Annotated in this window: 26 protein-coding genes; 9 read left to right on the top strand and 17 right to left on the bottom strand. The window is 67.3% G+C overall.

What is annotated here, in order from left to right:
• Positions 1 to 3 precede the first annotated feature (3 nt).
• Positions 4 to 3,447: a phosphotransferase gene (locus LTT66_RS02990; protein ID WP_233063597.1), complete on the top strand. Its 3,444-nt coding sequence runs from the start codon at positions 4 to 6 to the stop codon at positions 3,445 to 3,447.
• A gap of 18 nt (positions 3,448 to 3,465) precedes the next feature.
• Here LTT66_RS02990 and LTT66_RS02985 read toward each other — a convergent pair whose 3' ends face one another.
• Complete coding sequence (locus LTT66_RS02985) at positions 3,466 to 3,969, bottom strand: hypothetical protein (protein WP_195065231.1); 504 nt, start codon at positions 3,967 to 3,969, stop codon at positions 3,466 to 3,468.
• A gap of 670 nt (positions 3,970 to 4,639) precedes the next feature.
• Between LTT66_RS02985 and LTT66_RS02980 the strand changes: the two genes are divergently transcribed.
• From LTT66_RS02980 to LTT66_RS02965, 4 genes are all read left to right on the top strand, one after another.
• Positions 4,640 to 5,173 (top strand): YbaB/EbfC family nucleoid-associated protein, encoded by a 534-nt coding sequence (locus LTT66_RS02980; protein WP_233063596.1) that lies wholly within the window; start codon positions 4,640 to 4,642, stop codon positions 5,171 to 5,173.
• A gap of 2 nt (positions 5,174 to 5,175) precedes the next feature.
• On the top strand, positions 5,176 to 5,523 hold the full coding sequence (locus LTT66_RS02975) for a hypothetical protein (protein ID WP_233063595.1): 348 nt from the start codon (positions 5,176 to 5,178) through the stop codon (positions 5,521 to 5,523).
• Positions 5,520 to 6,416 (top strand): hypothetical protein, encoded by an 897-nt coding sequence (locus LTT66_RS02970; protein WP_233063594.1) that lies wholly within the window; start codon positions 5,520 to 5,522, stop codon positions 6,414 to 6,416. Before LTT66_RS02975 ends, LTT66_RS02970 begins: the two co-directional genes overlap by 4 nt.
• A gap of 486 nt (positions 6,417 to 6,902) precedes the next feature.
• On the top strand, positions 6,903 to 7,361 hold the full coding sequence (locus LTT66_RS02965) for a hypothetical protein (protein ID WP_233063593.1): 459 nt from the start codon (positions 6,903 to 6,905) through the stop codon (positions 7,359 to 7,361).
• 208 nt (positions 7,362 to 7,569) lie between these two features.
• On the opposite strand, the gene LTT66_RS02960 is transcribed toward LTT66_RS02965, so the two are convergent.
• The 8 genes from LTT66_RS02960 to LTT66_RS02925 form a co-directional block, all read right to left on the bottom strand.
• On the bottom strand, positions 7,570 to 8,331 hold the full coding sequence (locus LTT66_RS02960) for an ESX secretion-associated protein EspG (RefSeq protein WP_233063592.1): 762 nt from the start codon (positions 8,329 to 8,331) through the stop codon (positions 7,570 to 7,572).
• A 67-nt stretch (positions 8,332 to 8,398) separates the two neighbouring features.
• Positions 8,399 to 9,340 carry a hypothetical protein gene (locus LTT66_RS02955; RefSeq protein ID WP_233069546.1) on the bottom strand — a complete coding sequence of 314 codons (942 nt, stop codon included), beginning with the start codon at positions 9,338 to 9,340 and terminating at the stop codon, positions 8,399 to 8,401.
• Positions 9,301 to 9,684, bottom strand: a complete 384-nt coding sequence (locus LTT66_RS02950) for a hypothetical protein (RefSeq protein ID WP_233063590.1) — start codon at positions 9,682 to 9,684, stop codon at positions 9,301 to 9,303. Before LTT66_RS02950 ends, LTT66_RS02955 begins: the two co-directional genes overlap by 40 nt.
• A gap of 13 nt (positions 9,685 to 9,697) precedes the next feature.
• On the bottom strand, positions 9,698 to 10,072 hold the full coding sequence (locus LTT66_RS02945; RefSeq protein ID WP_233063588.1) for a hypothetical protein: 375 nt from the start codon (positions 10,070 to 10,072) through the stop codon (positions 9,698 to 9,700).
• 15 nt (positions 10,073 to 10,087) lie between these two features.
• On the bottom strand, positions 10,088 to 10,630 hold the full coding sequence (locus LTT66_RS02940; RefSeq protein ID WP_233063586.1) for a DUF3558 domain-containing protein: 543 nt from the start codon (positions 10,628 to 10,630) through the stop codon (positions 10,088 to 10,090).
• A 156-nt stretch (positions 10,631 to 10,786) separates the two neighbouring features.
• Positions 10,787 to 11,299: a DNA-directed RNA polymerase subunit beta gene (locus tag LTT66_RS02935; RefSeq protein ID WP_233063585.1), complete on the bottom strand. Its 513-nt coding sequence runs from the start codon at positions 11,297 to 11,299 to the stop codon at positions 10,787 to 10,789.
• Between the two features lie 117 nt (positions 11,300 to 11,416).
• Positions 11,417 to 11,632 carry a hypothetical protein gene (locus LTT66_RS02930; protein ID WP_233063584.1) on the bottom strand — a complete coding sequence of 72 codons (216 nt, stop codon included), beginning with the start codon at positions 11,630 to 11,632 and terminating at the stop codon, positions 11,417 to 11,419.
• Entirely contained in the window at positions 11,629 to 11,841 is a 213-nt protein-coding gene (locus LTT66_RS02925) for a hypothetical protein (protein ID WP_233063583.1), read from the bottom strand. Before LTT66_RS02925 ends, LTT66_RS02930 begins: the two co-directional genes overlap by 4 nt.
• A gap of 44 nt (positions 11,842 to 11,885) precedes the next feature.
• Here LTT66_RS02925 and LTT66_RS02920 point away from each other — a divergent pair, with 44 nt between their 5' ends.
• On the top strand, positions 11,886 to 13,343 hold the full coding sequence (locus tag LTT66_RS02920) for a helix-turn-helix domain-containing protein (RefSeq protein WP_233063582.1): 1,458 nt from the start codon (positions 11,886 to 11,888) through the stop codon (positions 13,341 to 13,343).
• A gap of 322 nt (positions 13,344 to 13,665) precedes the next feature.
• On the opposite strand, the gene LTT66_RS02915 is transcribed toward LTT66_RS02920, so the two are convergent.
• Complete coding sequence (locus LTT66_RS02915) at positions 13,666 to 14,247, bottom strand: transglycosylase SLT domain-containing protein (RefSeq protein WP_233063581.1); 582 nt, start codon at positions 14,245 to 14,247, stop codon at positions 13,666 to 13,668.
• Positions 14,248 to 15,119: 872 nt separating this feature from the next.
• Between LTT66_RS02915 and LTT66_RS02910 the strand changes: the two genes are divergently transcribed.
• Complete coding sequence (locus LTT66_RS02910) at positions 15,120 to 16,556, top strand: ATP-binding protein (protein ID WP_233063580.1); 1,437 nt, start codon at positions 15,120 to 15,122, stop codon at positions 16,554 to 16,556.
• 11 nt (positions 16,557 to 16,567) lie between these two features.
• Here the strand turns inward: LTT66_RS02910 and lipA are convergent, their stop codons facing one another.
• The 5 genes from lipA to sucB form a co-directional block, all read right to left on the bottom strand.
• On the bottom strand, positions 16,568 to 17,608 hold the full coding sequence (gene lipA, locus LTT66_RS02905; protein ID WP_233063579.1) for a lipoyl synthase: 1,041 nt from the start codon (positions 17,606 to 17,608) through the stop codon (positions 16,568 to 16,570).
• A 10-nt stretch (positions 17,609 to 17,618) separates the two neighbouring features.
• Positions 17,619 to 18,371, bottom strand: a complete 753-nt coding sequence (gene lipB, locus LTT66_RS02900; protein ID WP_233063577.1) for a lipoyl(octanoyl) transferase LipB — start codon at positions 18,369 to 18,371, stop codon at positions 17,619 to 17,621.
• Between the two features lie 142 nt (positions 18,372 to 18,513).
• Positions 18,514 to 19,050, bottom strand: coding sequence for a GNAT family N-acetyltransferase (locus LTT66_RS02895; RefSeq protein WP_233063575.1), 537 nt, complete (start codon positions 19,048 to 19,050; stop codon positions 18,514 to 18,516).
• Positions 19,047 to 19,955 carry a TIGR01777 family oxidoreductase gene (locus LTT66_RS02890; RefSeq protein ID WP_233063574.1) on the bottom strand — a complete coding sequence of 303 codons (909 nt, stop codon included), beginning with the start codon at positions 19,953 to 19,955 and terminating at the stop codon, positions 19,047 to 19,049. The genes LTT66_RS02895 and LTT66_RS02890 overlap by 4 nt, the downstream gene beginning before the upstream one ends.
• A gap of 19 nt (positions 19,956 to 19,974) precedes the next feature.
• Positions 19,975 to 21,762 carry a 2-oxoglutarate dehydrogenase, E2 component, dihydrolipoamide succinyltransferase gene (sucB, locus tag LTT66_RS02885; RefSeq protein ID WP_233063573.1) on the bottom strand — a complete coding sequence of 596 codons (1,788 nt, stop codon included), beginning with the start codon at positions 21,760 to 21,762 and terminating at the stop codon, positions 19,975 to 19,977.
• Positions 21,763 to 22,021: 259 nt separating this feature from the next.
• Between sucB and LTT66_RS02880 the strand changes: the two genes are divergently transcribed.
• Positions 22,022 to 22,384: an oxidoreductase gene (locus LTT66_RS02880; protein ID WP_181723516.1), complete on the top strand. Its 363-nt coding sequence runs from the start codon at positions 22,022 to 22,024 to the stop codon at positions 22,382 to 22,384.
• Between the two features lie 346 nt (positions 22,385 to 22,730).
• Here LTT66_RS02880 and LTT66_RS02875 read toward each other — a convergent pair whose 3' ends face one another.
• Together LTT66_RS02875 and LTT66_RS02870 are read right to left on the bottom strand one after the other, a co-directional pair.
• Positions 22,731 to 24,242 (bottom strand): leucyl aminopeptidase, encoded by a 1,512-nt coding sequence (locus tag LTT66_RS02875; protein WP_233063572.1) that lies wholly within the window; start codon positions 24,240 to 24,242, stop codon positions 22,731 to 22,733.
• 9 nt (positions 24,243 to 24,251) lie between these two features.
• Positions 24,252 to 25,055 (bottom strand): TetR/AcrR family transcriptional regulator, encoded by an 804-nt coding sequence (locus tag LTT66_RS02870; protein WP_233063571.1) that lies wholly within the window; start codon positions 25,053 to 25,055, stop codon positions 24,252 to 24,254.
• A gap of 110 nt (positions 25,056 to 25,165) precedes the next feature.
• Here LTT66_RS02870 and LTT66_RS02865 point away from each other — a divergent pair, with 110 nt between their 5' ends.
• Positions 25,166 to 25,771, top strand: coding sequence for a GNAT family N-acetyltransferase (locus tag LTT66_RS02865; protein WP_233063570.1), 606 nt, complete (start codon positions 25,166 to 25,168; stop codon positions 25,769 to 25,771).
• Positions 25,772 to 25,791: the final 20 nt, after the last annotated feature.

Genomic DNA, 25,791 nt, shown 5'->3' with positions numbered 1-25,791 from the left:
ACCATGGTGTTGACCGCGCGCTTCCAGCCGGGATCGACCAGCCGTCCGTTCGTCGACCGTGAACTGGTACTGGCGCGGTTCGACGCACTGCTGGCCGACGCCGCCGAGCAACCGCGCGTCATGCTGCTCAGCGGTGTCGGCGGTATCGGCAAGTCCCGGTTGGTCACCGAGCTGCGAGCGCGCGTCGAGCGCGGACATCCGGCGGCGGTGCTCGATCTGCAGGTTCCGAGTCATCGGCAGGCCGCGGACGGTCTGGCCGTGCTGCGCGTCCAGTTCGGCGCGCAGAAGATCAAGTTCCACCGCTTCGACATCGCCTGCGCGGTGCTGTGGCAGCGCATGCACCCCCACCTCCGCCTGACCTCCGACTCGCTGGCGCTCGCCGAGCACAGCGAGATCCTGACCGAGATCCTCAACGACGCCACCGGGATCCCGGTCTTCGGTACCGCGACCAGGCTGCTGGATCTCGGCGCGCGCCGGGCCATCCGCACCCATCGGATACGCCACGATCCGGTCCTGCAGGAACTCGACCGGTTGAGTCTCGCGAGCTTGGAAGAAGCCGTCTCCTACCTGTTCGCCGAAGACCTCAAGAGCGGAACGGAAGGCAGGCAGCCCTATGTGGTCTTCCTGGACGCTTACGAAGCCTTGATGGGTGGCACCGATCGCGAAGGCCGGGCGGCGGCATCGGACGCTTGGTTACGCGATGTGGTCGCCCAGTTGGACACCGGGCTGGTGGTGATCGCCAGCCGTGAGCCGCTGGGGTGGGAGCGGCACGATCCGGAGTGGTCGACCCGGGTCCGGGCGGTGCCGGTGGACGACCTGCCCGCGGACGCGCGTTTCGAACTGCTCGACGCGTCCGGGATCGAGGATCCCGCCGAGCGGGCGGCGATCGCCGACGCCAGCGCGGGTGTTCCGTTCTATCTGCATCTGGCCATCGATGCCCGCACCCGTGCGGGTTGGGTGACGCCCAGCGAATTGGTCTCCCCGGAAACGATTCTCGAACGCTTCCTACAGCACGTGCGGCCCGAGGAAGTGCGGATGCTGGAACTGCTGGGGCTGCCTCGCACCTTCGATCGGGAGATCTTCATCGCGGTGGCCGGGCAGTTCGAGCTTCCGCGGCACGTCGCGGCGTGGAAATCCCTGATCGCGTACTCGTTCGTGTACGCAGCGGACGAAGGCGACGAGAGCGAGCGCTTCCAGCTGCACCAATTGATGGTGGACGCACTGCAACGGCGCTTGGATCCGGAGATTCGGCGCACCCTGCACGCGCTGCTGCACGACCTCTGGTTCGCCCGTGCGGAACGACCCACCGGCCGGGTCGCCGCCTTGCGGGAGGCGGGCTATCACGGCGTCCGGTCCGGGCTGCTGTCCGCGGTGACGTTGCTCGGATACGTCGACCGGATCGAAGCGGCAGGTGGCAGTCAAGGCATCGGCGGCGTGATCAGTGATCTGGACCGCTACCTGAGCGATCCGCGTGAGAACCTGGCAGGTATGGCCGAACTGTCGGAACTCACGCGGTGCCTGGAAGCGGAAGCGGCGGTGCTGCTCGGCGACGCCAAGCAAGCCGATCGGCTCACCCGGGACGTCGCTTTGGATCGGACCGGACCGATCGCGGAGCGATTGGCTGTCGCCGCGGCGAATGCGCGCCGCATCCTCGGCGACACCGACGATGCCTTGGCGATCTACCAGGACGTGTGGTCGCGCGGATCGGGGCGGGCGCGGCTCGTCGCCGGGCAGTGGGCGGCGGACCTGCACATGTGCCAGGGTCGGTTCGGCCAGGCATTGACCATGTGCGAGGAACTCGTGGCGATGGCGGACGACGACGACCGCGAGTTCCTCGGAGATGTGGCGCGGTTGCGTCACCTGACCTACCGGCTCGCGTTCGACACCGACCGCGCCGCACAATATCTCGCCGAGGCCGAAGCCCATTACCGGGCCGCGGGCAGCGTCGTCGGACAGGCCAATATCGCGACGAATGTCGCGGAGCTCCTGGCGCTCACCGATCCGTCGCGGGCGATCCAGGCCGCCGGAGCGGCGATCGTGCAGCAGCGCGAGCTCGGTGCGTTGCACGAGCTCGGAAAGGCCTACACCGCACTGGGTTTGGCGCGTTTGTCGCTCGGCGAACTGGACGCGGCCGAGCACGCGCTCACCGAAGCGTGCGGGATTCTCGAGCAGGCCGGGTACCGGTCGGGCCGGGCCAGGGCCGAATTGTTCCGCGCGGGCGTCTCCGCGCGCCGAGGGCGCCGCGACGAGGCCGTACGCAGTGCGCGATGGGCCATCGCGGAATTCGAGGGCGCGAACGTCTACCCGGGGTTGGTGCTCGTGGCGCGAGCGGTCCTGGCGCTGTACGGCTGGACCGAGCCCGACATCTCCGAAGCCGCCGCGGCCGCGCGATCGCGCATCCAGCCGCCGACGCCCGGATCAGGCCTGGACCGCGATGCGGCACGGGTGATCGCACGGGTCCTTGGCGTCGACGCGGAGGTGATGTACGACGCCGCACTGTCCCGATCGCAGTCGTCTGCCGGGTATTACAACCACAACGTGCGCGTCGACGGGGTCTCCGGTGCGGTGAACGTGCGCATCCCCGTCGAAGGCGCGGATGTGATGGATCTGCGCCAGTGGCCCGAAGCCGCGATCTTGATCGCGATCGAGCCTTTCGTCGCCCCGGCGCCGAAGCTGCGGTGGGAATCGGCCCGCCCCGCCTACCAGATCCACGACTTCATCGACGGCGACCTGCTGGATCGGATCGCGCCGCGCGGCGTCCCGGTTCCGGCACATGTCCCGGCGGATGTGGCGGCGCTGTTCGCCGGACTGCGCCGTATTCCGCGGCAGCTGTTGCCTCCGGTCGAGCCGGACTGGGACGAGGAGCCCGCCGGATTCGCGCGGCGATTGTCGGCCGTGACCGCCCGGGTGCACCGCGAGAGCAGCACGGAATTCGGGGAACTGTACCGCCGGTTGGGCGTCCCCGACCGGCCGCTCGAGGCCGTACTCGCGTCCTGGAACACGCTCGAAGCCCGGCCGTTCCGGATGGTGCATGCCGACGTGCACCGGAAGAACATGATCGTGCGCGACGGGCAGGTCGTCTTCCTCGACTGGGAATTCGCCCTGTACGGCGACCCGCTGTACGACGTGGCCACTCATCTGCACAAGATGGGCTACCTCCCGCAGGAGCAGGAGGCGTTCCTCACCGAGTGGATCACCGCCGAGCCCGAGGCGGCGATCGGGGAGTGGCGCCGCGACCTGCAGACCTACCTCGATCACGAGCGGGTCAAGTCGGTCATCGTCGACGCGGTTCGCTACCGCAAGGTGCTCGCGCAGGGAGACGCGGACGGGGCGGCGGAGGCGGCGCTGGTAGCCAGCATGGTCGGCAAGTTGCGGCTGGCGCGGGCTGTGTGGGGCCACAGTGAGCCGGTCGACAGCGGAGTGGTGGAAGCCGCACTACGCGGGTGAGATCGGCGCGTGCCGGGCTCAATTGGGGGCGGCGCCGAGCGAGATGCCGGTGATGAAATCGGCGTTGATCGTCTGATCGGGGTGTTGCCGCCCGTAAACGGCGATGGCGGCGCCGACGCGGATATCTTTCGCCCGTTTGGCGACCAGGACGTACACCTTGGTGTCGGCGTCGGTGCGGACCTTGACGCTGTTGCCGGTCACCGCGTTCTTGACCACCAGGGTCGTCCCGTCGTTGGCGGTGACCTTCCCGACCGTCACCGCGACACCCGTTCGTTCGATAGGGCGCGGGGGTACGGGAGTGGTCGTGCGCACGGTGGACGGCGGTGGCGTGGTGCTCGGCGCAGCCGCCCGGGTCGTCGTGGGTGACGCCGCCGTTTCCGTCGGAGGGCCGAGGAGCAGCCACCCGGACACCACCAGGATCAGCACACCGACGCAGAGTCCGACGAAGGCGGCCGCACCCGAATTGTGCAACCGGTGCGGCTCGTCGTCCAGACGTCGTGGGGGTAGCGGAGGCATTCCCATTGCCGCTGTCCTCGAGCGGGATTCGTGCTTCAGTGGCCGCGAGCCGGGATGCGGGGTGGAAGGGATGGATACCGCTGCTTCGCCCTCGGCGGTCGACGATGACCCGGGCCTGCTCGAAGCAGCGGTGATCGATCTCGTTCGCGCTCTGGAAATAGTTGCCGCCGAGAGTGTTTCGGGATCGCCCCCGAGCCGCGCCAGCCGGCCCACTTCCGCTGCCTTGCGACCGTGCGTACTCCAGCGAGGCATGATCCAAGCGTAAATATCTCTACGCCGCGATTGTTGTCACTGGCGGGAGTAGCGGTGTGACCAGGGCGAACCGGTGATCATCGGCACAGTCGGTCGGTCGCGCGGTGGCGGCACCCGGCGCGCCATCGCAGGCGAAGTCGAACATCACTGTGCGGCAACAGATTCGTTCGGAAGTCGTCGCGTGGCAGGTCGCTCCGAGCCGGGCGGTTGCACGAAGGATTCCGGCCGATCGGTCGCTTACCGTGTCGGTGACGCTCCAGGAATCGATGGAACCTATCGGCCGCACGCTGCGTCAGAGTCAGGTGTAAAGACAAGTCGAATCCGCGATGCGTGCGGCGGGGTTGTCAGTCAATAGGTAGCTGCGAAGTGGGAGGTGTGAGTGGCCGCATTCGATGTGAACCGCGCTGCGGAGGACTTTGCGCAGATGGCAGCGGATTTCGAGCGCCGGGCCGGAAGGTTTCAGGAGTTGGAGGGCCGGATGCGGGAGCTGACGGTCACCGGGTCGGGCAAGGATCGTCGCGTCGTGGTCACCGTGGACAGCAGCGGTGTGCCCACGGCGATCACCCTGTCGCCGAGTTCGCGCGGGATGGATCCGGCGGTGCTGTCCGCGGAGATCATGTCCTGTCTGCGGCAAGCGCATTCGACATTGCGCGCGGAGGTCACCGGGCTGGTGCGGAGCACCGTCGGAGACGACCCGGCGGGCGTCGCGATCACCGAACAGTACGCACAGCGCTTCCCTGACCCCGATCCGCCCACGGTCGAACCGTCCGCACACCGCACTTCGCATCCGTCCGGTGACAACCTCTCGATGGCGGCCCCCTACTTCCCGCCGCAGCCGGGACCGGCGTCCTCGGATACGGCCGCCCCGCGCAGCCGCAAGCCCGACCGTGACCAGATCGTCGTCCCGGACGAACCGGATCCGGAGACCGAGTACTACAACCGTTCCTGGCTGGTGTGACTGTGACGAATCCTGATGCGATCTCCGTAGATCCAGCCGAAGTGCGCAGTCATGCCGGAAAGCTGCAAAAGCTCATGGAGAGCTTGACGTTGTCGCTGGAAGCCGCCAGCTATCTCGGCGCAGCCGATGACGGATTCGGCGAGATACCCCGGCCTCTCGTGCAGTTGGTGCTCGAGGACAAACATCGCAACACCATCGATGTGATCCGCAAGCTCGCCGAGGACGTCGCGGCGCTGCCCGGCAAGCTCGACACCGTCGCCGCGGCATTCGAAGACAAGGACGGCGCCTTCGGCAGGTCGGTGACCGAACTGCGCGAGACCATCGCCGACGCACCGGGAGGGCCGAAGTGAGCACGACAATCGGTGACTGGCTCAACGAGAACACTCCCGGTTTCGACGACCGGAAGAAACCCGAGAACAATCCACTGATCGCCGAGGGGACCGACTACCGGGAGGAGTACTTCCAGGAAACCGTCTTCTGGATGCACGACATCGGTCTGAAGCAGGATCGAGAGACCAGGTTGCCCGGGGTCTTGTCCGGCACGATAGCCGGGGACGCATGGGAGGCTTACGCCAATTTCCGGAACGCAAAGACGTTCGAGGCGATCACCGGCGGCATCGCGGTAGGCGCGACCGTAGCGGACGCAGGGTTCGACCCGTTCGGATTCGTGGGCGATCAGATCGCCGGATGGATGCTCACGCACGTCGAGCCATACCGCAAGGTGCTGGACGGGCTCGCCGGAAACGACAAGATGGTGGGGGCGTATTCCGAGAGCTGGAACCGTATCGGCAAAGAGCTGACCGACATGAGCACGACGTGGCAGTCGGGTCTCGCGGCCGACATAGCGACGTGGACCGGGAGCGCGGGTGACGCCTACCGGACCCGGGCCACGGACCTCATCGACCAGATCGCGGGCGCGGGCGGGGTGGCGGCCACGCTCGGCGAAATCATGGACACCGTGTCGAAAATCGTCAAGGCGTTCCGAAAGATGGTGCAGGACATCCTGACCAGCCTGGCCGGAGCACTGATCGGGTACACCGTCGAACTCGCGGCGTCCCTCGGCGCGGCAGGGCCACATGTCGCCGCCGCGGTGGTCGCCAGGATCGGGCGCGATGGTTTGAAGATCTCGAAGCTACTGCTCGACATGGCGAGTGCCTTCAAGGACGTTCAGACGCTCACCCAGGCGGTTGCCGCTGTCATCTATGCCCTTTTGGGCAAGGAAAACCAGCCCGCCCAGGGCTGACGATCTGGATCCGGCTTCGCGAAGGCATTCTTTGCGAATATCCGGCGTCGAAGAAGGGGTCCACGCACTGTGAACGATCAGCACGCGCCGTATGCCGGCGGTCCCGGGCGCCAACCGTCCGCACCCCCACCCCCAGGCGGACAGGCGGGATCGGGTGGCGCCCAAGCGCACCATGCGGGCTTCGGTGGCCCGCAGCAACCTCGACAACCCAGTGCAGGTGCTCTGCAACAGTCGGGCCAGGCGGGTTGGGGTGATTCATTGCCACCCGCGCAGTTGGGCACAGGAACGGCGCCGCAACGGGGACCGGAAGGCTTCGGCGGAACACCGCATCGGAACGGTAACCCACCGTCGCACAACGTATTCCATCCGCAGCCGTATGCGCCGGAGGTCCATTCCTATGGTGGGGCCACATACCATGTGCCGCCGCCGATACATACCGTTGACCGGCCGAGACTTCGGTTCTTCCAAAACGTCGAACGTCACCCGGTGGACGCCTACCAGCCTGAACCGGGCGAGACCGGGATCGTGGTCGACACGTCCTACTTTCGATGGTGGATCGCGGGGCCTGTATACGCGTCCACCGGACCGCGCATTTACGTGAACGGCAATGAAATACCGAACGCCTCTTGGGGTCCCACTTATATCCCGGTGGCACCTGGGCTCTACCGCATCGAGGTTCTGACGCGGGGTGTCAACCTTCTCATCAGATTCTTCGTCCGGGCGTGGGACTTCGATATGGGTCCGGCGGACGCCGTCGTGCCGGTAGAACCTGGATGCCGAACGACCGTCTACTACCGCTCACCGGCGTTCCATCTCCTGCCGGGCGCAATCGCCCCGAAACCGCCGAGGTGGCCGGGTCTCAACTGGATCCGCACCAGCTGGGTGGTCTTCGGCGCATTGTTCGCCCTGATGCTTACGGCGGTGGTGCTGAACATCCTCGACTGAGCTGTCGAAACGTCTGCCGCTCTGGCCACTGTGCAGGCAACAGTGCTGGTGCGGCTCGGTAAAGAACGCGGGCGGCAGATCGGCGAATCGATGAGAGGGTGACGACGGTCAGGCGGGGCGCAGCCCGAGAGCAATGGTGATCAGCCGGCCCGGTTGCTCGCGGAGAGGCAGGTCGATTGGATTCGAACGTGTCGCGGTGATCCTCTGCTTAGGTGAAACTCGGATCGTTCTCCTCACGAAAGCTTTTGACCGTTACATGTACCACCCGGTCGAGTTGTGTTCGTACTTCGCCGGTGCCGACGGGGACAGCCTTGATGGTGTCTCCGCTGCGCACGAGATAGCGGCCGTCGGGATAATCCATCACGTGGAAGCCGCGGGCTGGTGCCGGGCGGTTGTCCCACGCCGGGCCCGCGTATACCGCGATGTGGGCGACGGTGGTGCGAGGGCGTTCGAAGAATTGTTCGGCTCGGACGCGGGGGGTGGGCGGCGCGCCCACGCGGTACGGTTCCTCGTCCTCGGCGTCGAGTTCGTGCCGAGAGATCTCGATGCCGGGGCCGCTGCCGCGTGCGGCATCGGGCAGCAGGTCGATGACCCGACGGCTTGCGACCTCGGCATCGATCAGCGACATATGCACGGCCCCACCTCGATCCGGCGACGAGGTCGGTTCCTGTACCAGCAGAACAGCATGCCGATAGTGCACGGCCGCGTGGACGCGCAGCTTGTCGTTCCCGCTGAAGCCTGCCATCTCGATACGTGCCTCGGGTTCGGCCAGCACACGCAAAGCGCTGTACAGGGACTCGTCGAAGCGACGGTGCAGTCCGGCGGCTTCGGACTTCCACTCCGACTCGTAATCGGCGACCGTCTCCGCGGTGGATCGGTACTGCAACGGGTATGGCAGCACGTCTCGGTCGACGGCCCGCCACAGCACGGTGAAGCCGAGCGCTGTGAACGACCAGTCTCTTCGGCTCATGACGCCGGATCCTTCGTCGTGCACCACGGTCGCGTCGTGCGTGGCACGGCGTCGATACTCGGCTCGCTCACTCGCCGATCACCGGTGGCACCGACTTCACCCTGTTCTCCGCCCCGAGACCGGTGAGTTCCTCGCCGTTGCGCTGATTCACCAGGTAGTCCTTCGTCTGGTGTTCCTTGTCATCATCGCCGTTTCCGCGAGCACCCGGCGCCATCATGCCCGGCATTCCGCTCGTTCCCGGTCGACCGATGCCGGGACGCGCGGAGGCGGCAGCGGGAACGCCGCTCGGCACGGCAGGGGAACCGTTGATGCTGCGGCCCGGCGCGGGGGTTCCGAGGCCGGGAACGCCTGGGCTGGGTGTGCCGGGGCTCGGCGTGCCAGGAGATCCTGGACTCGGTGTTCCGGGGCGAGCCAGTGATGGATCCGGGCCGGGGCTGGTGCTTGCCGGTTGGGTCGACGGGTTCGTGCCTGCGGGCGTGGTCGTTGCCTGGTCTGCTGAGTTCTCCTGCTCAGCAGCCGGATTCGTGCTGGACGGGGCGGTGCTCTCTGGCGTGTTCTCAGTACCTGGTAGTTGCGATGGGTCCACCGTGGTGGGTTTGTCGCCGGCGTCGTTACCGGATGACGACGGCTGCCAGCCGTTGTTGGGTGCGGACGGCTGGTCACCGGAATTGTGCACGGGGTTGTACGGCTTAGGTACCAGCGGAACGCCGCTGTCGGCTTCCCGAACCGCGGGATAGAAGACGTTCTTGACGACGTTCACGGAAGCATCGTGCGCAACGTCGTCGCGATGCTGGTTCAACTTCCACGTGGGGCCCGGCACCCAACTGGCGATGTCGCTGGTCCACGTATGCCCTGGCGCTTCCTGCACGGCGGGCCGGGTGACCTCGATACCCGATCGGATGATCTTCACCTTCTCGGCAACGATCTGCACCGAACCGATCAGCCCACTGGACCTGTCGACGTATTCCTTCACCCCGTCCGCCGCAGCCTTCGCCGCCGCCCCTCCCATTTGCCTTCCATGGCCTTGCTGATCTCCGGGGCGAAACCCTGCAAACCCTGCTCCAGCCGGTTGCGAATGGACTCCCACCGCTGGTGCAGTGCGACGACATCGGTGATCGACATCGCTTGCACACGTTGATAGAGATCGTCGATGCCGTCCGGATTCTTGTACGCGCTCTCCGGAACTTTCGGCGACTGCGTCTGCAAATCACTGCCAGCGCGCATGATTTCGGCGATGCGATTCCGCGCGATGGCCGCGTCGGGGCTCTCGTCGCGCGAACCACTGTCCGGCGGGCCCGATTTCGACTGCTCGAGCAGGGCGGCGCCGATCGCTACCAGGAATGGCAGGCCCATGAGATTCCCCCGGTCAGTTCAGCAGATTGCTCGTGTCTTGCGCATTGGAATCGTCCTGTGCGCCGATCCGGTCCACCGAAATCTGGATCGTATCACGCATCAGGGTCAGTACCTCGATGTGCTCCTTGAGGGCGGAGTCCACATCGCCTTCGCCGCCGATTGCCTTGGCGCCCAGCATGTTCGCCAGCTCGTCTGCGCAGTCGAAGTCGCCGAGTCCGGTGACCATCTCGACATCCTTCAGGTTTGCGCGAAGAGTGTTGTAGAGCTGAATTTGGCGATCACAGGCGTCCCAGCACCCTTTCGCGGCCGAGCGGTCCAGGTAGAGGCGACCCGCCTTCGCTTCGTCAGCGAGGTAGCGCCAGCGCGATACCTCCTCTTCCATCGCCATAGTTGATCTCCTTGATCAGCGCGGGAATATCGGGACCAGAGTCTCAGCGGCTGTCATTGCCCTGGTGCATGGCGCAATCACATTCTTTGACGATGCATGGTTGTAGATTGTAATACTCAGTGCGCCATCGCTGGCCGGAAAGACCAGGTCGCAATCTTCGTCGAACTTGTCCTTAGCCCGACGGTACTGAACGCCGCTACGTCCGCCGACGGAAATATCAGTGAATCCGACGTTTCCTTCTTTTCTTTTGAAGTCGTCGACGGAGTGGATTGTCGACCAGACGCCGAGTGCAAAGTCCGCACCGCTCCAGGTGCAGTGCTTCCATCCGGGCTCTTCGACGCCGGCGACCCCGGACTCCCTTGTCGACGGACTCACACCGATCTTCTGCAGGACTTGATCCGAAACCTGCGTGCACGGGTCCCACAGGGCGGCCGTGGCTGCCGAGATGTCGGTCGTCGTGCTGGGCGTGGCAGTCCCGTTCGTGCCCGCGTCGCATCCCGATGCGACCAGCACCACCCCGGCGAGCGCCACAACCGTCGCCGTCGTCCGTCGTCCCACCGAAGCCTCCCGATATGGGCTGTCGAAGTCGTCCCTGAAGTCTATGACGCACTCACGGGCCCTCCGGTTCCACCGGATTCGGTTCGTTGGATCGGAAGCTATGGCGAACCTTGCGCCATCGGATCGACGCGCGGGAGCGCAGGGCGGTAATCGGAGCTACGAGTGATCGCGCGGCCTGTCAGGCCCCTGGAATCCAGAGCGATGGCGCGGAGTCGAACTCGGGTTCGCGCCGATGATCGACTGCACGACGGTGCTGATGTGTGGGCGGAACGCGTCGCGTGGTGCGACGACCCACCAGCGGTATCCGGTACGTTCGTCGGCGGGGGAGGGCAGCAGTATCTCGCCGCCGTTGGGGACGATCGTCGCGGAGGCACGCAGCAGCGCGACGAAGATGTCGCGGTCGTTGGCGAGCTGGTTGGTGTCGTCGGGACGGACGAGGATGGTCCAACGCCCGGAGCCGTGGGCGATGACGGGGCCGAGCAGGTATTGCTCGGAGAGGTCGGCGTAGACCATTCTGCCGAGCTGTTCAGGGACCGTGACCGCGCCTATGTCACCCGCGCGCAGAGTGATTCGTCGCGTTTCCTCGTGCACGTAACATGGCAACCCGTAGACGTGTCGGTAGTGCTGGCAGCGGGTCAGCGTCGCATCAGCGGCGGGATCTGATCTCATGGCTGCCCCGACAGTATGGATCGGGCGGAGAGTTGAGCTTGTTCGGTCCGGTCGGATCGCATCGGCGCAGGCTCCGTTCTGATTTCGAGGATGGATGGTGTGGCGCGCGAAGAGCGATCAGTCCCACAGCTGTGCGCATGGGAGGTGCGGGAGGTCGTCGCGCAGGTTGTCGTCGACGGTCACCGTGATCTCCGGAAAGCGTTGCGCCAGTGCGCGTGCGACGCTCTCGGCCTGGTCGGCGCTCGCCTGGTAGTCCAGGCGCAGCGGTCCGGTTTCGATCTGGATGTGGCGGCGTCGGTCCGGCGGTCCGGGGCCGGGAGCAGGCGCCTTCACTGCGGCCTGCTGGTGTCCGGAACCATTCGCCCGGCCTCTATCAGCACCTGCCGGGCAGCCGCTTTGCGGGCGCAGTGTTTCGCGCGGCAGGCCACATGGGTTTGCATCACCTCGTGGGCTCGGCCGACCGTGAACGGCTTGCTCGGCGCCTGATGCGCGGCGTCGAACAGGGCGATGAGCTGATTCATGGCGAGGGAATTGGTGGACACGTGACGCCTCTCTGAGTCGAGCACCGGTCGGTCGGCGGCGCTCGGTGCCGGGGGCTTTCGCCACCGCCCCGCCACTCTGGTGGGCCGGTGCGCCGCAGAGGTGCGGCGTCGGCCCGGCACCGGGCGCCGCGACCGAAAGTAGGTCGCGCGAACGGCGAGGTGAGAGGGCGGATTCGAGTTTCGGTTCCGGCTATGTCACGAGCCGTATATTCTGCCGGGACATCCGCTTTCGCGGTGAAAGCTGTGGGGAAATCGACCGACGATCGGGGGGATGCTGGGCTATGCCTATGACCACTGGCGAAGTGATCAGGCGGATCAGGAAATCCATCGGCATGACCCAGACCGAGCTGGGCGCGCTGATCAACTTCTCGCAGCCCGCGGTCTCGGGTCTCGAGCGGGGCGGTCCGGCCTCGCACGACGTTCGCGTCCTGCGGCTGGTGTCCCGTGCGCTTCAGGTTCCGCTTGCCATACTGGTAGTGGAGTCGGACCAGGAGGCAGATGTGGACCGTCGCAATTTCTTCAGAGCAGGGGCATCGGTAAGCGCGGGGGCCGCCATGATGTCGGTATCCGCCCCGGCCGACGCCGCGTCGGCGTCCAGCGTGAAAGTCGGCGCGAGCGATGTCGAAGCCATCACCGAGAGCGTGAACCAGATCCACGAACTCGATCTGGTGGTCGGCGGCGACCGATTGTGCCGGGTGGCGGCCAATCAAGTCCGCTATGTCGAGCAGCTTCTCGACCACGGCAGCTATACCGAGGCGGTGGGCCGGGCGCTCACCAGCGCGGCCGCCGAGATGATGACCGCCGCCGGGTGGGTGCACTACGACGCCGGTCGCCTCGATGCTGCTCGGCGGTATTACGCGGACGCAGCGAACGCCGCGAATGCGGCCAATGACGGGATCGCGGCGGCGCATGCGCTGGGGAACGCCAGCTGCCTCATGATCAGTCTGCCCGGCGAGATGCGAAGGAATCCGTTGGCGGTGCAGTATGCGCAAGCCGCGTCCCAGGCATCTCTTCGGGAGGGCGGGCCGAAACTGCGCGCGTTGATGGCGATCCGGGAAGCCGAAACTCATGGAGCACGTGGAGACAAAACCGCGATGACGGCGGCGATCAGCCGCGCTTTCCGCGCGTATGAATCAACTCGCGGGCATGATCCCGAGTGGGTTTTCCTTCCCGAATCCGAGCTGAACCTGGTCGCAGGCAAAGCCCAGATGTGGGTGGGCGAGCACGAGGCAGCTACCGCCCACATGCAAGCCGCGATCGGCAGCTCGTCGGCTTGGCCGCGAGAACGGGCGGCCGGGCAGCTCAATCTTGCACGCAACTTGGTCGACGCCGGTGATCTCGCCCGAGCATGCTCACTGCTTATCGACAATTACGACACCATCGCCGGTCTCGCTTCCACACGTCTGCACCAGCGCATCGACGCCATCGCGACCATGGTTCGCGCCCACTCCGCGGTTCCCGAGGTTCGAGCATTCTTGGCGAAGCGAGCGGCACTGAGCTGAATCGGCGCGCATGGACCCACGCCGAAGGAATAAGTGCCCTTGTCCTCGTCTCAGCGGGTCCTCGGCCGCCCCGGCGCATTGACGAAGCCGCTCCTATGCCGTGCAAAGCATTTCAGATGAACTGTGTGAACCGGTGACGCATCCATTTCGTGGAGCGACTCACTATCCACCGCCGCCGTGTGGCCCGGCCGAGGCGGTCGTGCTTCCGGAACGAACGCCACCCGGATCGGGCCACTGAGCTGACATAGATCCGTCGCACTGGAGCATTCGGTCCTCGCACATTCACAGGATGTGCGAGGACTGAATCCGGGTGCCGCCGAGCTCAGTAGGCCCCGTTGACGTTGTCCATCGAGCCGTACCGGTGAGCCGCGTAGTTGCACGCCGCCGTGATGTTGGCGACCGGGTCCCAGATGTCGAAGGCGGTGCCGTCGACGTGGTAGGCGTTGAAGGTCGGGTCGATTACCTGGAGCAGGCCTTTGGAAGGGGTGCCCTTCGCGGCGTTGGAGTCCGAGAGGTTGATGGCCCGGGGATTGCCGCCGGATTCGCGCATGATGTTGCGGTGGATGCCCTCGTAGCTACCCGGAATGTTGTGGGCGCGCATGATGTCCAGCGATTGGCGAATCCAGCCGTCGAGGTTGTCCTCGTAGACCGGAGGCGGCGCGGGCAGGAAGCCGGGGGCGGGCAGCGCGGGCAGCGGAGGCAGTTCGGGCAGTCCGGGCAGCGCGAAGGCCAGGGCGTCGATCGGCGCGGCGGCGGCGACCGGCTGGGGTGAGGACGGAACGCTGTCCTCCGCCAAGGCCACGCCGGAGGATGCGCCGACGGCGAGGACGCCGAGTGCGGCAACCACGAAGGCGCCGTTGCGGAATGACAGATGACGGAAAACGGAGTGGCGTGCGTCAGGCATGGCGAAATCAGTTCCTCGATAGTGCAGCGATTCAGCCGCAAGCGGCAGCGGGTATCGACGACGGGCATCCGGCAGGGAAGGTCGCCCGTCCGAGCTCATGTACTGTTTTCGGATTTTGTTGTGAAAGCCAGGGCGACGAATTCCTGGCGGCGCGACGCGGTGAGCTACCCGGGATCGATGCCCGTGGGGTGCCGCTGTCATGCGGGGGAGAATCCGGTAGCGGTCCAGGCCACTGATTTCTCAGGTCTCTCCGACCCGGATCTCAGCTTGATCACGGCGGGTGAACGCACGGCAAATAGGCAGTTAATGAACGATATCTGCGATCTTGAAATCGCCTGATCAGCGGCGTATCCATGCTGTCTGATCAGGTAGTTTGGTGACAAACATGATCTGCGTCACATGAACGAATTTCGGTAACGAAATGCGACATGGAGCGATTCGACCCCGGCAACTCGGCCGAATCGGTACGAGTTCCGACGAGCCAGGCCAAGATATCGGTAATTCCTTCGATGCCCGACCGAAACTCTCATCCTTCGTCGTCGGTGTACGCGAATAGAAATTGATCTCGCCAATGCTCTGCTTCGGCCGGACCGGAGTGAACGTCGAGATCCGCCGAGTGAACGGAAACCCGTTGCCGCTTGGGGTCATACGGAGTGGCTGGATCGAGCGCGGTAGTGCCGGAGATGGCCGACGCAGTGGCCCTGGGTCGGAGCCGGTAGACGGACGGCAGTCGTGACGAGGGCATTGCCGGATCGGGATGGCGTGCCGCATCGACACGGGACGCCTCTCAGGTGCCTACTCTCGGACCAATGTCGCACGCGTTGAACTAAGATACGATCTTAGTAAGATTTGACCTCAGTTAGGAGTGAAGGGTGGAGTTCACCGGAAGAGCCACCGACCTCGACCTGCTCGACCGTCAGCTGAACTCGGTGATCGAGGGCACCGGTACCACTCGCGGGCGTGCGGTCATCGTGACCGGTCGGAGACGCGTCGGGAAATCACGGCTCGTCCAGGAGTTCTGCGATCGCTCGAAGCGCGCGTATGTGGTCTTCCAGGCGACACGTGGTCGCAATCCAGTCGCCGAGCGGGAGGAATTCACGGCCACGATCGCCCAGTCCCCACTAGGCGACGCGGAACTGGTGAGCGGGTTGCAGCCCGGCGACTGGAATCAAGCTCTCCGATCCCTCGCTATCGCGTTGCCGCAGGACGCGCCCTGCATCGCGGTGATCGATGAGGTGCCGTGGCTGGTCGAACAGGATCCGGAGTTCGAAGGCGCGTTGCAGACGGTGTGGGATCGTCACCTGTCGGCCAAGCCGGTGCTTCTCGTCCTGGTCGGTAGTGACATCTCGGTCATGGAGGCGCTCGGATCCCGCGATCGGCCGTTCTTCGGGCGCGCGACGAAAATGACGGTCGAACCACTGCACCTGGCCGACGTGCAGGCGATGACCGGCCTCGGTGCCGCCGCGAGCATAGACGCGCAGCTGATCACCGGCGGGTTCCCGGAAATCGTCCGCTCATGGCGGCCGGGAATGAGCCGGACGGATTTCCTTCGCGACGCGGCGGCGAACCCACTGGCTCCGCTGTTGGTTGCAGGCGAGCTGTCACTGCTCGGTGAGTTCCCGGAAGGGATGCGCTCGCGCGCGGTCCTGGAAGCCATCGGCAGTGGAGAACGGACCTTCAGCACCATCGCCGCACAAGCCGGTGGGGTGAACGCGCTTCCCGCGGGGACCCTGCATCCGCTACTGAACATGTTGCAGGCCAAGCGAATTGTCGCCAGCGACCTTCCGCTGTCCACGAAGCCGGACACCAAGAACAAGCGGTACCGAATCGCCGACTCCTACCTCCGCTTCTGGCTGGCCTTCCTGCAACGCGGCATTCCACTCATCGAACGCGGCCGCGGCGACCTCGCACTGGCCCGAATAGAACGCTCGTGGACAACTTGGCGTGGACGTGCCATCGAACCCTTGATCCGCGAATCCCTGCTGCGCCTGCTCCCCGACGATCGATGGCCCGAAACCGAAACGGTCGGTGGCTGGTGGAACCGGCAGAACAACCCTGAAATCGACCTGATCGGCGCCGACCGCGAACCTGTCGCCAAGGCAATCCATTTCGTCGGCTCCATCAAATGGCTCGAAGACCGCCCTTTCGACCGCCACGACTACGACACCCTCGCCCGATCCCTGCCGGCGCTACCGGGTACCGATCACGACACCGCGCTGGTAGCCGTCTCCCGATCCGGCATCGCGGACAATCTGCCGCTGGCTGGGCACTGGGGTCCGGAAGACCTGGTTCGGGCGTGGCGGGGTTGACCCGGTCTCGGTCAGCTCCCGAAGCGGGCCAGCACCGAGCTGGCTTCCTGGGAGGCGGTGCCTTCCTCGGCGAGGTGAGCCATTTCCGGGGCGATTTCGCGACCGTGGTGCGCCATCGCCTGGGCATACAGCCGACCCGCCCGGTAGGAGGAGCGGACCAGGGGACCGGCCATCACGCCTGCGAAGCCCATTTCCTCGGCCGCCTTGGAGTGCTCCACGAACTCCTCCGGCTTCACCCAGCGGTCGACCGGGTGGTGGCGCGGGGACGGGCGCAGGTACTGGGTGATGGTGAGGATGTCGCAGCCCGCCTCGTGCAGGTCGCGCATGGCCTGGGTGACTTCCTCCGGCGTTTCGCCCATGCCGAGGATGAGGTTGGACTTGGTGACCAGTCCCGCTTCCCGTGCGGCGGTCAGCACCGCGAGGGAGCGCTCGTAGCGGAACGCGGGGCGGATGCGCTTGAAGATGCGCGGGACCGTTTCGAGGTTGTGCGCCAGCACTTCCGGGCGCGCGGAGAAGACCTCGGCGAGCTGGTCGGGGTCGGCGTTGAAGTCGGGGATCAACAGTTCCACGCCCGTGTGCGGGTTGAGACGCTTGATGGCGCGGACGGTTTCGGCGTAGAGCCAGGCGCCGCCGTCTTCCAGGTCGTCGCGGGCGACGCCGGTGATGGTGGAGTAGCGCAGGCCCATGGCCTGAACGCTTTCGGCGACGCGGCGGGGCTCGTCGCGGTCGAGGGCGGCGGGCTTGCCGGTGTCGATCTGGCAGAAATCGCAGCGGCGGGTGCACTGTTCGCCGCCGATCAGGAAGGTGGCCTCGCGGTCTTCCCAGCATTCGAAGATGTTGGGGCAGCCCGCTTCCTCGCAGACGGTGTGCAGACCCTCGCGCTTCACCAGGCCTTTGAGTTCGGAGTACTCGGGGCCCATGGTGGCGCGGGTGCGGATCCACTTGGGTTTGCGCTCGATCGGGGTTTCCGCGTTGCGGGCTTCGATGCGCAGGAGCTTGCGGCCGTTGGGTGCGGCAGCGTTGTGTGGTGTCGGGGTGTCGACTGCGGTCACTTGATCGACCTTACGCCGTCGCACTCGGGGGCTGCGGGGTGGTGTCACCAGGGATGACACGCGCGATGTTGTGCTCGCCGACCGGCAGGTCGCCGTCGAGAGCGCGAACTATGGCGTCGGCCACCAGCGGCTTGATCTCGGCGACGGTTACTTCCCGACCGAGCTCGCGGGTCAGGGTGGTGACGCCCGCGTCACGGATGCCGCACGGGACGATGGCCTGAAAGCCGTCCAAGGCGGAGTTGCAGTTGAACGAGATGCCGTGCAAGGCGACGCCGCGCTGCACGCGCACGCCGATCGCGGCGATCTTGCGTTCGGCGTAGAGCTCGGTGGCGGGCAGCCAGACGCCGGAGCGGCCCTCGACCCGGCCGCAGACGAGGCCGAGGCCGGTGCAGACCCTGATCAACGCCTCCTCGAGGCGGCGCACGTAATTGACCACATCGACCGGCTCGGCCAGCCGCACGATCGGGTAGCCGACGAGTTGGCCGGGACCGTGCCAGGTGATCTTGCCGCCGCGGTCGACCTGCACCACCGGGCTGCCGTCGATCGGCAGATCCTCGGCCTCGGTGCGGCGACCCGCGGTGTACACCGAGGGGTGCTCGAGCAGCAGCAGATGATCGGATCCGGTGCCCTCGGCGCGCTGGTCGGCGATGGTGCGCTGCAGCTCCCAGGCGGCGTGGTAGTCGATGAGTCCGAGATCCTCGACCACGATCGGGGTCGTATCGAATCGGGCGGACAGGGTGGTGCGCGTGTCGGTCACAGCCATGACGGTACGCCCCGGGGATAGGCCACTTCCAGCACCTCGATGTGGGAACCCCCACAGGCGGAGGCGAGTTGCCGGGAGAGAGCTGAGGGATTGCGGCGGGATGCGGTAGGCGCAGCGCGGCCGGGCCCCGGACCGCAGTGGTTCAGGCGATCTCGACGGGCAGGGTCAATTGCATGAGGGTCAGGTCCATCCAACGGCCGAATTTGTGACCCACTTCGGGGAGGACGCCGACAGTGTGAAAGCCGAAGCGCTCGTGCAGAACGATCGAACCGGTGTTGCCGGATTCGATCGCGGCGATCATCGCGTGCACCGTGCCGCCCCGGCGGGCACGGGCGATCAGCTCGGTGAGCAGGGCGGTGGCGATGCCGCGCCGGTGGAAGCGTTCGTCGACGTAGACGGAGTTCTCGACCGTGTAGCGGTAGCCCGATTTGGTGCGCCAGGGGCCGTAACTCGCGTAACCCGCCAGTTCGGCGTCGATCTCGGCGACCAGCACGGGCAGCCCCGCGCCGGTGCGGGCCCGGAACCAGCCGAGACGCTCGTCCAAGCCGACCCGCTCGGTGTCCCAGATCGCGGTGGACGCGGCGATATTCGCGTTGTGGATGTCCAGGATCGCGGGAAGGTCCTCGGGCGTCGCGTCCCGGACGACGGTGGTGGGCCTGGTGTCGAGTCGGTCGGTCATCGAGCGTCTCCGGGTCGTCCCACCACGTCGGCCAGCGCGGCGCCGATGGTGGGATGGTGGAACTGGTAGCCCGCTTCCTCGAGGGCGGTCGGAATGGCCCTCGGCCCGCGCAGAATCGCCTCCTCCGCCATCTCGCCGACCAGCGCACGCAGCGCGAAGGCCGGGACCACGAGGGGAGTGGGACGATGCAGCGCCCGGCCCAGCGCGCGACTGAATTCGGCGTTGGTGACCGGTGCGGGGCCGACCACGTTGACCGGACCGGACACCGTGTCGTGGGTGAGCGCGAAGACGATCGCGCCGATCTCGTCGGCCAGCGAAATCCACGGCGTGTACTGGCGGCCGTTGCCCAGCCGCCCGCCCAACCCGAGCGCGTACAGCGGGTGCAGCATGCCGAGCATGCCTCCGGCGCGCGACAGCACCACGGCGCTGCGCAACAGCACCGTGCGCACCCCGGCGGCCGCGGCGGGCTCGGTGGCTTTCTCCCAGTCCCGGCACAGGGCGGCCAGGAAACCCGTACCGGCGGGGGCGGTTTCGTCCACCACCCGATCGCCGGTATCGCCACCGTAGTAATGCACTCCGCTGGCGTTGAGCAGCACGGGCACGCCCGCGGCGGCGACCGCGCCGGCCAGCACGTCGGTCGGCGTGATCCGGCTGTCGCGCAACTCCTGTTTGAAGCTGCCGGTCCAGCGGCGCCCGCCGACGCCCGCACCGCACAGGTTGACCACCGCGTCGGCGCCGCGAAGCGCCCGCTGGTCCAGGTGGGCGCGGACCGGGTTCCAGGCGAATTCGTCCGGGCCCGCCGCTTTTCTGCGGACCAGCCGGGCGACCTGGTGCCCGTCGCGGCGCAGAGCCGCGACGAGCGCCGTCCCGATCAACCCGGACGAGCCGGCGATCACGACCTTCATACGTGCGGCGGAACCTTCCTCACAGGCCGAGGTCGGCCTCGAACGCCGCTTCCTCGAGGCGGTGCCGGATCGTGGTCAGGAAACGACCGGCGTCGGCGCCGTCGATCAGGCGGTGATCGTAGGTGAGCGGCAGGTAGCACATCGAGCGGACACCGATGGACTCGTTGCCGGTCTCGTCGGTCACCACCACCGGGCGCTTGACGATCGCGCCCGTGCCGAGCATCGCCGCCTGCGGCGGAACCAGGATCGGGGTGTCGAACAGCGCGCCCTGGCTGCCGATGTTGGTGATGGTGAAGGTGCCGCCGGCCAGCTCGTCGGGCTTGAGGCCGCCGTTGCGGGCGCGATCGGCGATGTCGGCGATGGCGCGCGCCAGGCCGGCCAGCGAGAGGTCGCTGGCGTTGTGGATCACCGGGGACAGCAGACCCTGCTCGGTGTCGACGGCGATGCCGAGGTGCACCGAGGCGTGGTAGGTGATCTCCTTGCTGGACTCGTCGTAGCTGGCGTTGACGTTCGGGTGCACGCCCAGCGCCTCGACGACGGCCTTGGCGAAGAACGGCAGGAACGTCAGGTTGACGCCCTCGCGCTCCTTGAACGTCGACTTGGCCTGCTTGCGCAGCGCGGCGATCTTGGTGACGTCGGCTTCGTGCACCTGGGTCAGCTGCGCGGTGGTCTGCAGCGACTCGCGGGTCTTGGTCGCGGTGATCTGGCGGATTCGGTTGGCCTTCTGCACCGTGCCGACCAGGTGGGCCAGCTGCGCGCGCGCCGCGGCGGGGGCGGCGGTGGGCGCCTTCGCGGCGGCCGGTGCGGACGTGGCCGGAGCGGCAGCGGGGGCAGGCGCCTTCTTCGCCTCGGCGGCGGCCAGCACGTCCTGCTTGCGGATGCGCCCGCCCACACCGGAGCCGGTGACGCTGGCGAGGTCGACGTTGTTCTCTTCCGCCAGCTTGCGGACCAGCGGCGTGACGTACGGGGTTGCGCCGTTGGAGGATTCGGCGGCCGCGGCTGCGGCGGGCGCCGGGGCCGGTTCGGGCTTGGGGGCCGGAGCGGGGGCGGGAGCAGGAGCGGGCGCCGGAGCAGGAGCAGGAGCAGGAGCGGGCGCGGCGGCAGCCGGGGCCGGTTCGGGCTTCGGGGCGGGCGCGGGAGCCGGGGCGGGAGCGGGGGCCGGGGCGGCGGCCGCGGGGGAACCGCTGCCGATCACGCCGAGCTGTCCGCCGACCGCGACGACGTCGTCTTCCTGGGCGGTGATCTCCAGCAGGGTGCCCGCGACGGGCGACGGGATCTCCGTGTCGACCTTGTCGGTAGAGACCTCGAGCAGCGGCTCGTCGACGGCGACCTCGTCACCGACGGCCTTCAGCCAGCGGGTGACGGTGCCCTCGGTCACGGACTCGCCGAGTTCCGGCATCTTCACCGACGTGCCGTCACCGGACGACGCGGGCGCGGCCTGGGCGGCGGGCGCGGACTCCTGGGCGGGAGCAGCCTCGGGCTCGGCCGCGGGCGCCTCCTCCGCTGGGGCTTCCTGCGCGGGCGCGGCGGCTTCCGGAGCGGGCGCGGGCGCGGACGAAGCCGCCTCACCGGGCTCGCTGATGACGCCGAGTTCGCCGCCGACCTCGACCACGTCGTCTTCGTTCGCGACGATCTTCGACAGCACACCCGCCGCGGGGGACGGGATTTCGGTGTCGACCTTATCGGTGGAGACTTCGAGCAGCGGCTCGTCGACCTCGACCGTGTCTCCTTCCTGCTTCAGCCACCTGGTCACCGTTCCCTCGGTGACGCTCTCACCAAGAGCGGGCATCTGGACGGAGAAGGCCATGTCCGTTGACTCCTCTGACTGCTCGACGGGGTTCTACAACAGTTGATCTCGCTGCGGACGCCCGCCGCGGGTCGCGCCGGGAGTCCGGAAGCCACCGATCATTGTGGTGGCACCGGAGATCCGTGTGGTTCTTGTACCGCGGTCCATCCTTGCACTCGTACGCAAGCCAGGTAGCACAGGGCGGCGAACTGCACAGAGCTGGCAGTATGGGAAGACCGGCGGTGAACATTCTCCGGTGCAGGAAAGGAGGTCGGCGTCGTTGGGTTTGCTGGATCGTTTCCGTGGCGGCGCTGCCCGGGCTGGCGGCGTTCTACGTGGGGGTTCGGTGGCCGGGCAGGATGCCCGCTATCTCTCCGAATGGGTGCGCACCCACGTGGGCGTCGAAGGCTACATCGAGCCGAAGACCACGGTGACAGATGTCACAGTCGTTCTTATTGCCGCTGATGGTGAATGGACCCGCCGGATCGTCGGCGAGCGCGGGGCGCAGCGGCTAGCCAAGGATTTGCACATCCCCGTCTACGACGTGCGCAAGACTGGGTATCCGCAGCGGATGCGCGACTACGACGCCCGGAAACGGGTGGAGCGGCGGCGCGAGCTGGAACGGGATCTGTACGACCTCTGAGCCGTCGATATGTCCGTTCCGCCCGGTTCTCGCGCGGGCTCGTCAGGTGCCCGCGACGACGGGCGAGCCGCTCTGCGAACCGTTGGGGGCAGGCCGCCCCACGCGTCGTCGGCCCGGACTATTCCCGCACCGGCCGCACCGGCCGCACCGGCCGCACCGGCCGCGCCGAGCGCGCGCCGGCCGCGCCGATGCACCGCTCATCGCGCCCTTGCCGCGGTTCCATTCGGCGCGGGGAGTCTCGGGCGGCCGCCCGGTCGCCAACCGGTGAGCGCGCGACCGTCCTATCCGTCCCGGCGGGGCCGGAGCGCGTCGTCCGGAGATCGCCCCGGACGACGCACTCGCGAGTTCACTCGGCGGCGATGTCGTCGAGCACGGCGATCAGCGTGCGGACCGGGACGCCGGTGCCGCCCTTGCCGATGTAGCCGAAGGGGCCGCCGGTGTTATAGGCCGGACCGGCCACATCGAGGTGGGCCCACTGCACGTTCTCCGGGACGAACTCCTTGAGGAACAGCCCCGCCGAGAGCATGCCGCCCCAGCGGTGCGGCGCGACATTGGCCAGGTCGGCGATCTTGGAGTTCAGGTCGCCGCGCAGTTCGGCCGGAAGCGGCATGGCCCAGCCGTTCTCGCCCACCTCGCGGGAGATGCGGGCCACCCGATCGCGGAATTCGTCGGTGCCCATCACGCCGGGCGTGCGGGTGCCGAGCGCGACCATCTGCGCTCCGGTCAGGGTCGCCACGTCGATCAGGTACTCCGGCTCGTCCTCGCTCGCGCGCACGATCGCGTCGGCGAGGATCAAACGGCCCTCCGCGTCGGTGTTGAGCACCTCGACGGTGACCCCGCCGTACTGGGTGAGCACGTCGCCGGGGCGCTGCGCGGTGGCCGAGGGCATGTTCTCCGCCATCGGCACCGTGGCCGTGACGGTGATCGGCAGGCTCAGCCGGGCGGCCAGCAGCGTCGTCGCGATCACGGCGGCGGCGCCTGCCATGTCGGAGGTCATGTTCTCCATGTTCTGCGCGGGCTTGATGGAGATGCCGCCGGTGTCGAAGGTGATGCCCTTGCCGACCAGCGCGACCTTCTTCGGGCCGCCCGCGTAGGTGATCCGGATCAGGCGCGGCGGACGCGAGGAGCCCTTGCCCACGCCGAGCACACCGCCGTAACCGCCCGCTTCCAGCGCCTTCTCGTCGAGCACCTGCACGGTGAGGCCCGCCGCCTCGGCCAGTTCCCGGGCGCGGGAGGCGAACTCGGCGGGGAACAGGTGGCTGGGCGGGGTGTTCACGAAATCCCGTGCGGTGGCGACGGCCTCGGCGGTGAGCTGCGCGCGGAACAGCGCTTCTTCACCGAATCCCGCCTCGGGCACCAGCAACTCGACGCGGGCCACCGGACGCTCGTCCGGCTTGGGCGCGGACTTGTCCGAGCGGAACGGCGTGAACGTGTAGGCACCCAGGTAGAAGCCTTCCGCGGCGGCGCCGATGTCGAGCCCGGACAGCGTGGTCACCACCAGTTCGGTGCCGGACAGCGCGCGGGCGGCCACACCGGCCGAGCGGCGGATCTGCTCGGCGTCGAGTTTGTCGGCGGACCCCAGGCCGACGGCGAGCACGCTGGACACTCCGGCCAAGCCGGACGGCGCCGGGATGCGGGTCAGTTCCTCGGCCTTGCCCTTCGCCCCGACCGTGCCGAGCTGGTCGAGCAGTTCCCCGCGCAGTTCTGCGGTGAGCACGTCGCCGAACAGGTCCTCGGGCACGATGGCGGGGCCGTCCTCCGAGGAGGTCAGTCCGATGACGAGCACATCGGTGTCCGCGCCGATGGTCTCGGTGCGTGCCAGTTCCGGTCCGAGCGAGCGATCTGCAACAGCGGTCATTGGCACAGGCTATTCGCTCCGTTCCGGATGACGCACCGCGACGCCGTCGAGCAGGAGTTCCACCGCGGCGACGAGCAGGTCGTCGAAGTCCATCTCGAAACCGGAGTTCTGGTCGGCGAGCAGACGATGCAGGACGGGGCGGATCGCCGGGTCCAGCCACTCGGCGAGGTCGTGGTGCGGCATCGCCTCGGCGGCGTCGCGCGGATCACCGAAGCGGTCGACGCGCTCGGAACTCCACAACAGCGCGAGTCCCTGGACCAACCCCGACAGCGCGAGGTAGATGGTGAATCCGGTGCGCTGTGTGAGGCCGGGGTGGTCGAGAGCGGCGAAGTTTCGTTCCAGGACGTCCAGCAGCGCCGGGCCCAGCGGCGGACGGGTGCGCGCCAGGAGCGGCAGCATCCACGGATGCCTGCGGTAGAGGCGCCACTCCTCGTGGGCCTCGTGCCGTAACCGGGGCCGCCAGCCGGTGCGCTCGGCGGGCGGCGGCGGAATCTCATCGAGTACCAGCTCGGCCATGCTCGCCAGCAGCGCTTCCCGGTCGGGGAAATGGCGGTAGAGGGCCGCCGTCGCGACACCGAGCGCGCCGGCCAGGCGGCGCATGGTGAGGCCGTCGATCCCGTCGCGGTCGGCCAGCTCCACCGCCGCGCGGGTGATGCCGACGGCGGTGAGCCGCGTCGGGCGGGCGGCGCGGCGCACGGGGATCGCCGCGCGGCGGGCGCGGTAGGCGCGGGCCTGACAGGAACGGGAGCAGTACTTGCGCCGACGGCCGAGCGTCGGCTGGACGAGTTCGTTCCGGCAGAGCGCACAGGTCATTCCGATGCTTCCATTTCGACACACGAACAGGTGTGACGAAATATTAGCGAGATGGCTCTGACCTGCCTAGATTTGCGAATCAATACGGTGTTCACAAGGAAAGGAACGCGATGGAGATCACCACTCGCCAGGCCGGGGCCGAGGACCGTGACGCGCTGATCGAGGCATTCGGCATCGCCAGTGCGGACGAGGTGGTGACCACGTGGGTGCTCGAAGGCCAACCCGAAGGCGGGTTGCGCACCGCGTTCGTGCCCGGTCTGGTCGACCGAGCATTGCGGGACGACGAGATCTGGGTGGCGGGCGCGGGTGCGGAGATCTGGTCCATGTCGATCTGGCAGCACGTCACCTCGGTCGAGCGGTTCGCCGCCGAAGCCGCCGAGACGCGGACCATGGCGCAGCAGGCTCCCGACGTGCGCGTGCTCCAGCGGCTACAGATCGTCACGGACCTGCTGGCCCGGGAACACCCCCGCGAGTTCCCGCACCGATACCTGCAGGTGATCGTCACGATGCCGGAGCATCGCGGCAAAGGAGCCGGTGCGGCGATTCTCGCCGACCGGTTGAAAGCGGCCTCCGAAGCGGGCGTTCCGGCGTTTCTCGAAGCGAGCACCGAACGATCCGCTCGGCTCTACCGCCGCTGCGGATTCGCCGCGACCGGGACTACCCACACCCTGCCGGAGAACGGTCCGACACTGATTCCGATGTGGTTCCGGCCCTGACGCGGGGCGAGGACCACGGC

Source organism: Nocardia gipuzkoensis (assembly GCF_021183645.1).
In the GTDB taxonomy this organism is placed as follows: domain Bacteria; phylum Actinomycetota; class Actinomycetes; order Mycobacteriales; family Mycobacteriaceae; genus Nocardia; species Nocardia abscessus.
This window is presented reverse-complemented; position numbering and strand designations above follow the sequence as displayed.

Excerpts from the sequence above, each read along its gene's own strand:
- LTT66_RS02990 (WP_233063597.1), top strand. The coding sequence starts at position 4 with ATGGTGTTGACCGCGCGCTTCCAGCCGGGATCGACCAGCCGTCCGTTC.
- LTT66_RS02985 (WP_195065231.1), bottom strand. The coding sequence starts at position 3,969 with ATGGGAATGCCTCCGCTACCCCCACGACGTCTGGACGACGAGCCGCAC.
- LTT66_RS02980 (WP_233063596.1), top strand. The coding sequence starts at position 4,640 with ATGGCAGCGGATTTCGAGCGCCGGGCCGGAAGGTTTCAGGAGTTGGAG.
- LTT66_RS02960 (WP_233063592.1), bottom strand. The coding sequence starts at position 8,331 with ATGAGCCGAAGAGACTGGTCGTTCACAGCGCTCGGCTTCACCGTGCTG.
- LTT66_RS02955 (WP_233069546.1), bottom strand. The coding sequence starts at position 9,340 with ATGGGAGGGGCGGCGGCGAAGGCTGCGGCGGACGGGGTGAAGGAATAC.
- LTT66_RS02950 (WP_233063590.1), bottom strand. The coding sequence starts at position 9,684 with ATGGGCCTGCCATTCCTGGTAGCGATCGGCGCCGCCCTGCTCGAGCAG.
- LTT66_RS02945 (WP_233063588.1), bottom strand. The coding sequence starts at position 10,072 with ATGGCGATGGAAGAGGAGGTATCGCGCTGGCGCTACCTCGCTGACGAA.
- LTT66_RS02935 (WP_233063585.1), bottom strand. The coding sequence starts at position 11,299 with ATGAGATCAGATCCCGCCGCTGATGCGACGCTGACCCGCTGCCAGCAC.
- LTT66_RS02915 (WP_233063581.1), bottom strand. The coding sequence starts at position 14,247 with ATGCCTGACGCACGCCACTCCGTTTTCCGTCATCTGTCATTCCGCAAC.
- lipB (WP_233063577.1), bottom strand. The coding sequence starts at position 18,371 with ATGGCTGTGACCGACACGCGCACCACCCTGTCCGCCCGATTCGATACG.
- LTT66_RS02895 (WP_233063575.1), bottom strand. The coding sequence starts at position 19,050 with ATGACCGACCGACTCGACACCAGGCCCACCACCGTCGTCCGGGACGCG.
- LTT66_RS02890 (WP_233063574.1), bottom strand. The coding sequence starts at position 19,955 with ATGAAGGTCGTGATCGCCGGCTCGTCCGGGTTGATCGGGACGGCGCTC.
- sucB (WP_233063573.1), bottom strand. The coding sequence starts at position 21,762 with ATGGCCTTCTCCGTCCAGATGCCCGCTCTTGGTGAGAGCGTCACCGAG.
- LTT66_RS02875 (WP_233063572.1), bottom strand. The coding sequence starts at position 24,242 with ATGACCGCTGTTGCAGATCGCTCGCTCGGACCGGAACTGGCACGCACC.
- LTT66_RS02870 (WP_233063571.1), bottom strand. The coding sequence starts at position 25,055 with ATGACCTGTGCGCTCTGCCGGAACGAACTCGTCCAGCCGACGCTCGGC.
- LTT66_RS02865 (WP_233063570.1), top strand. The coding sequence starts at position 25,166 with ATGGAGATCACCACTCGCCAGGCCGGGGCCGAGGACCGTGACGCGCTG.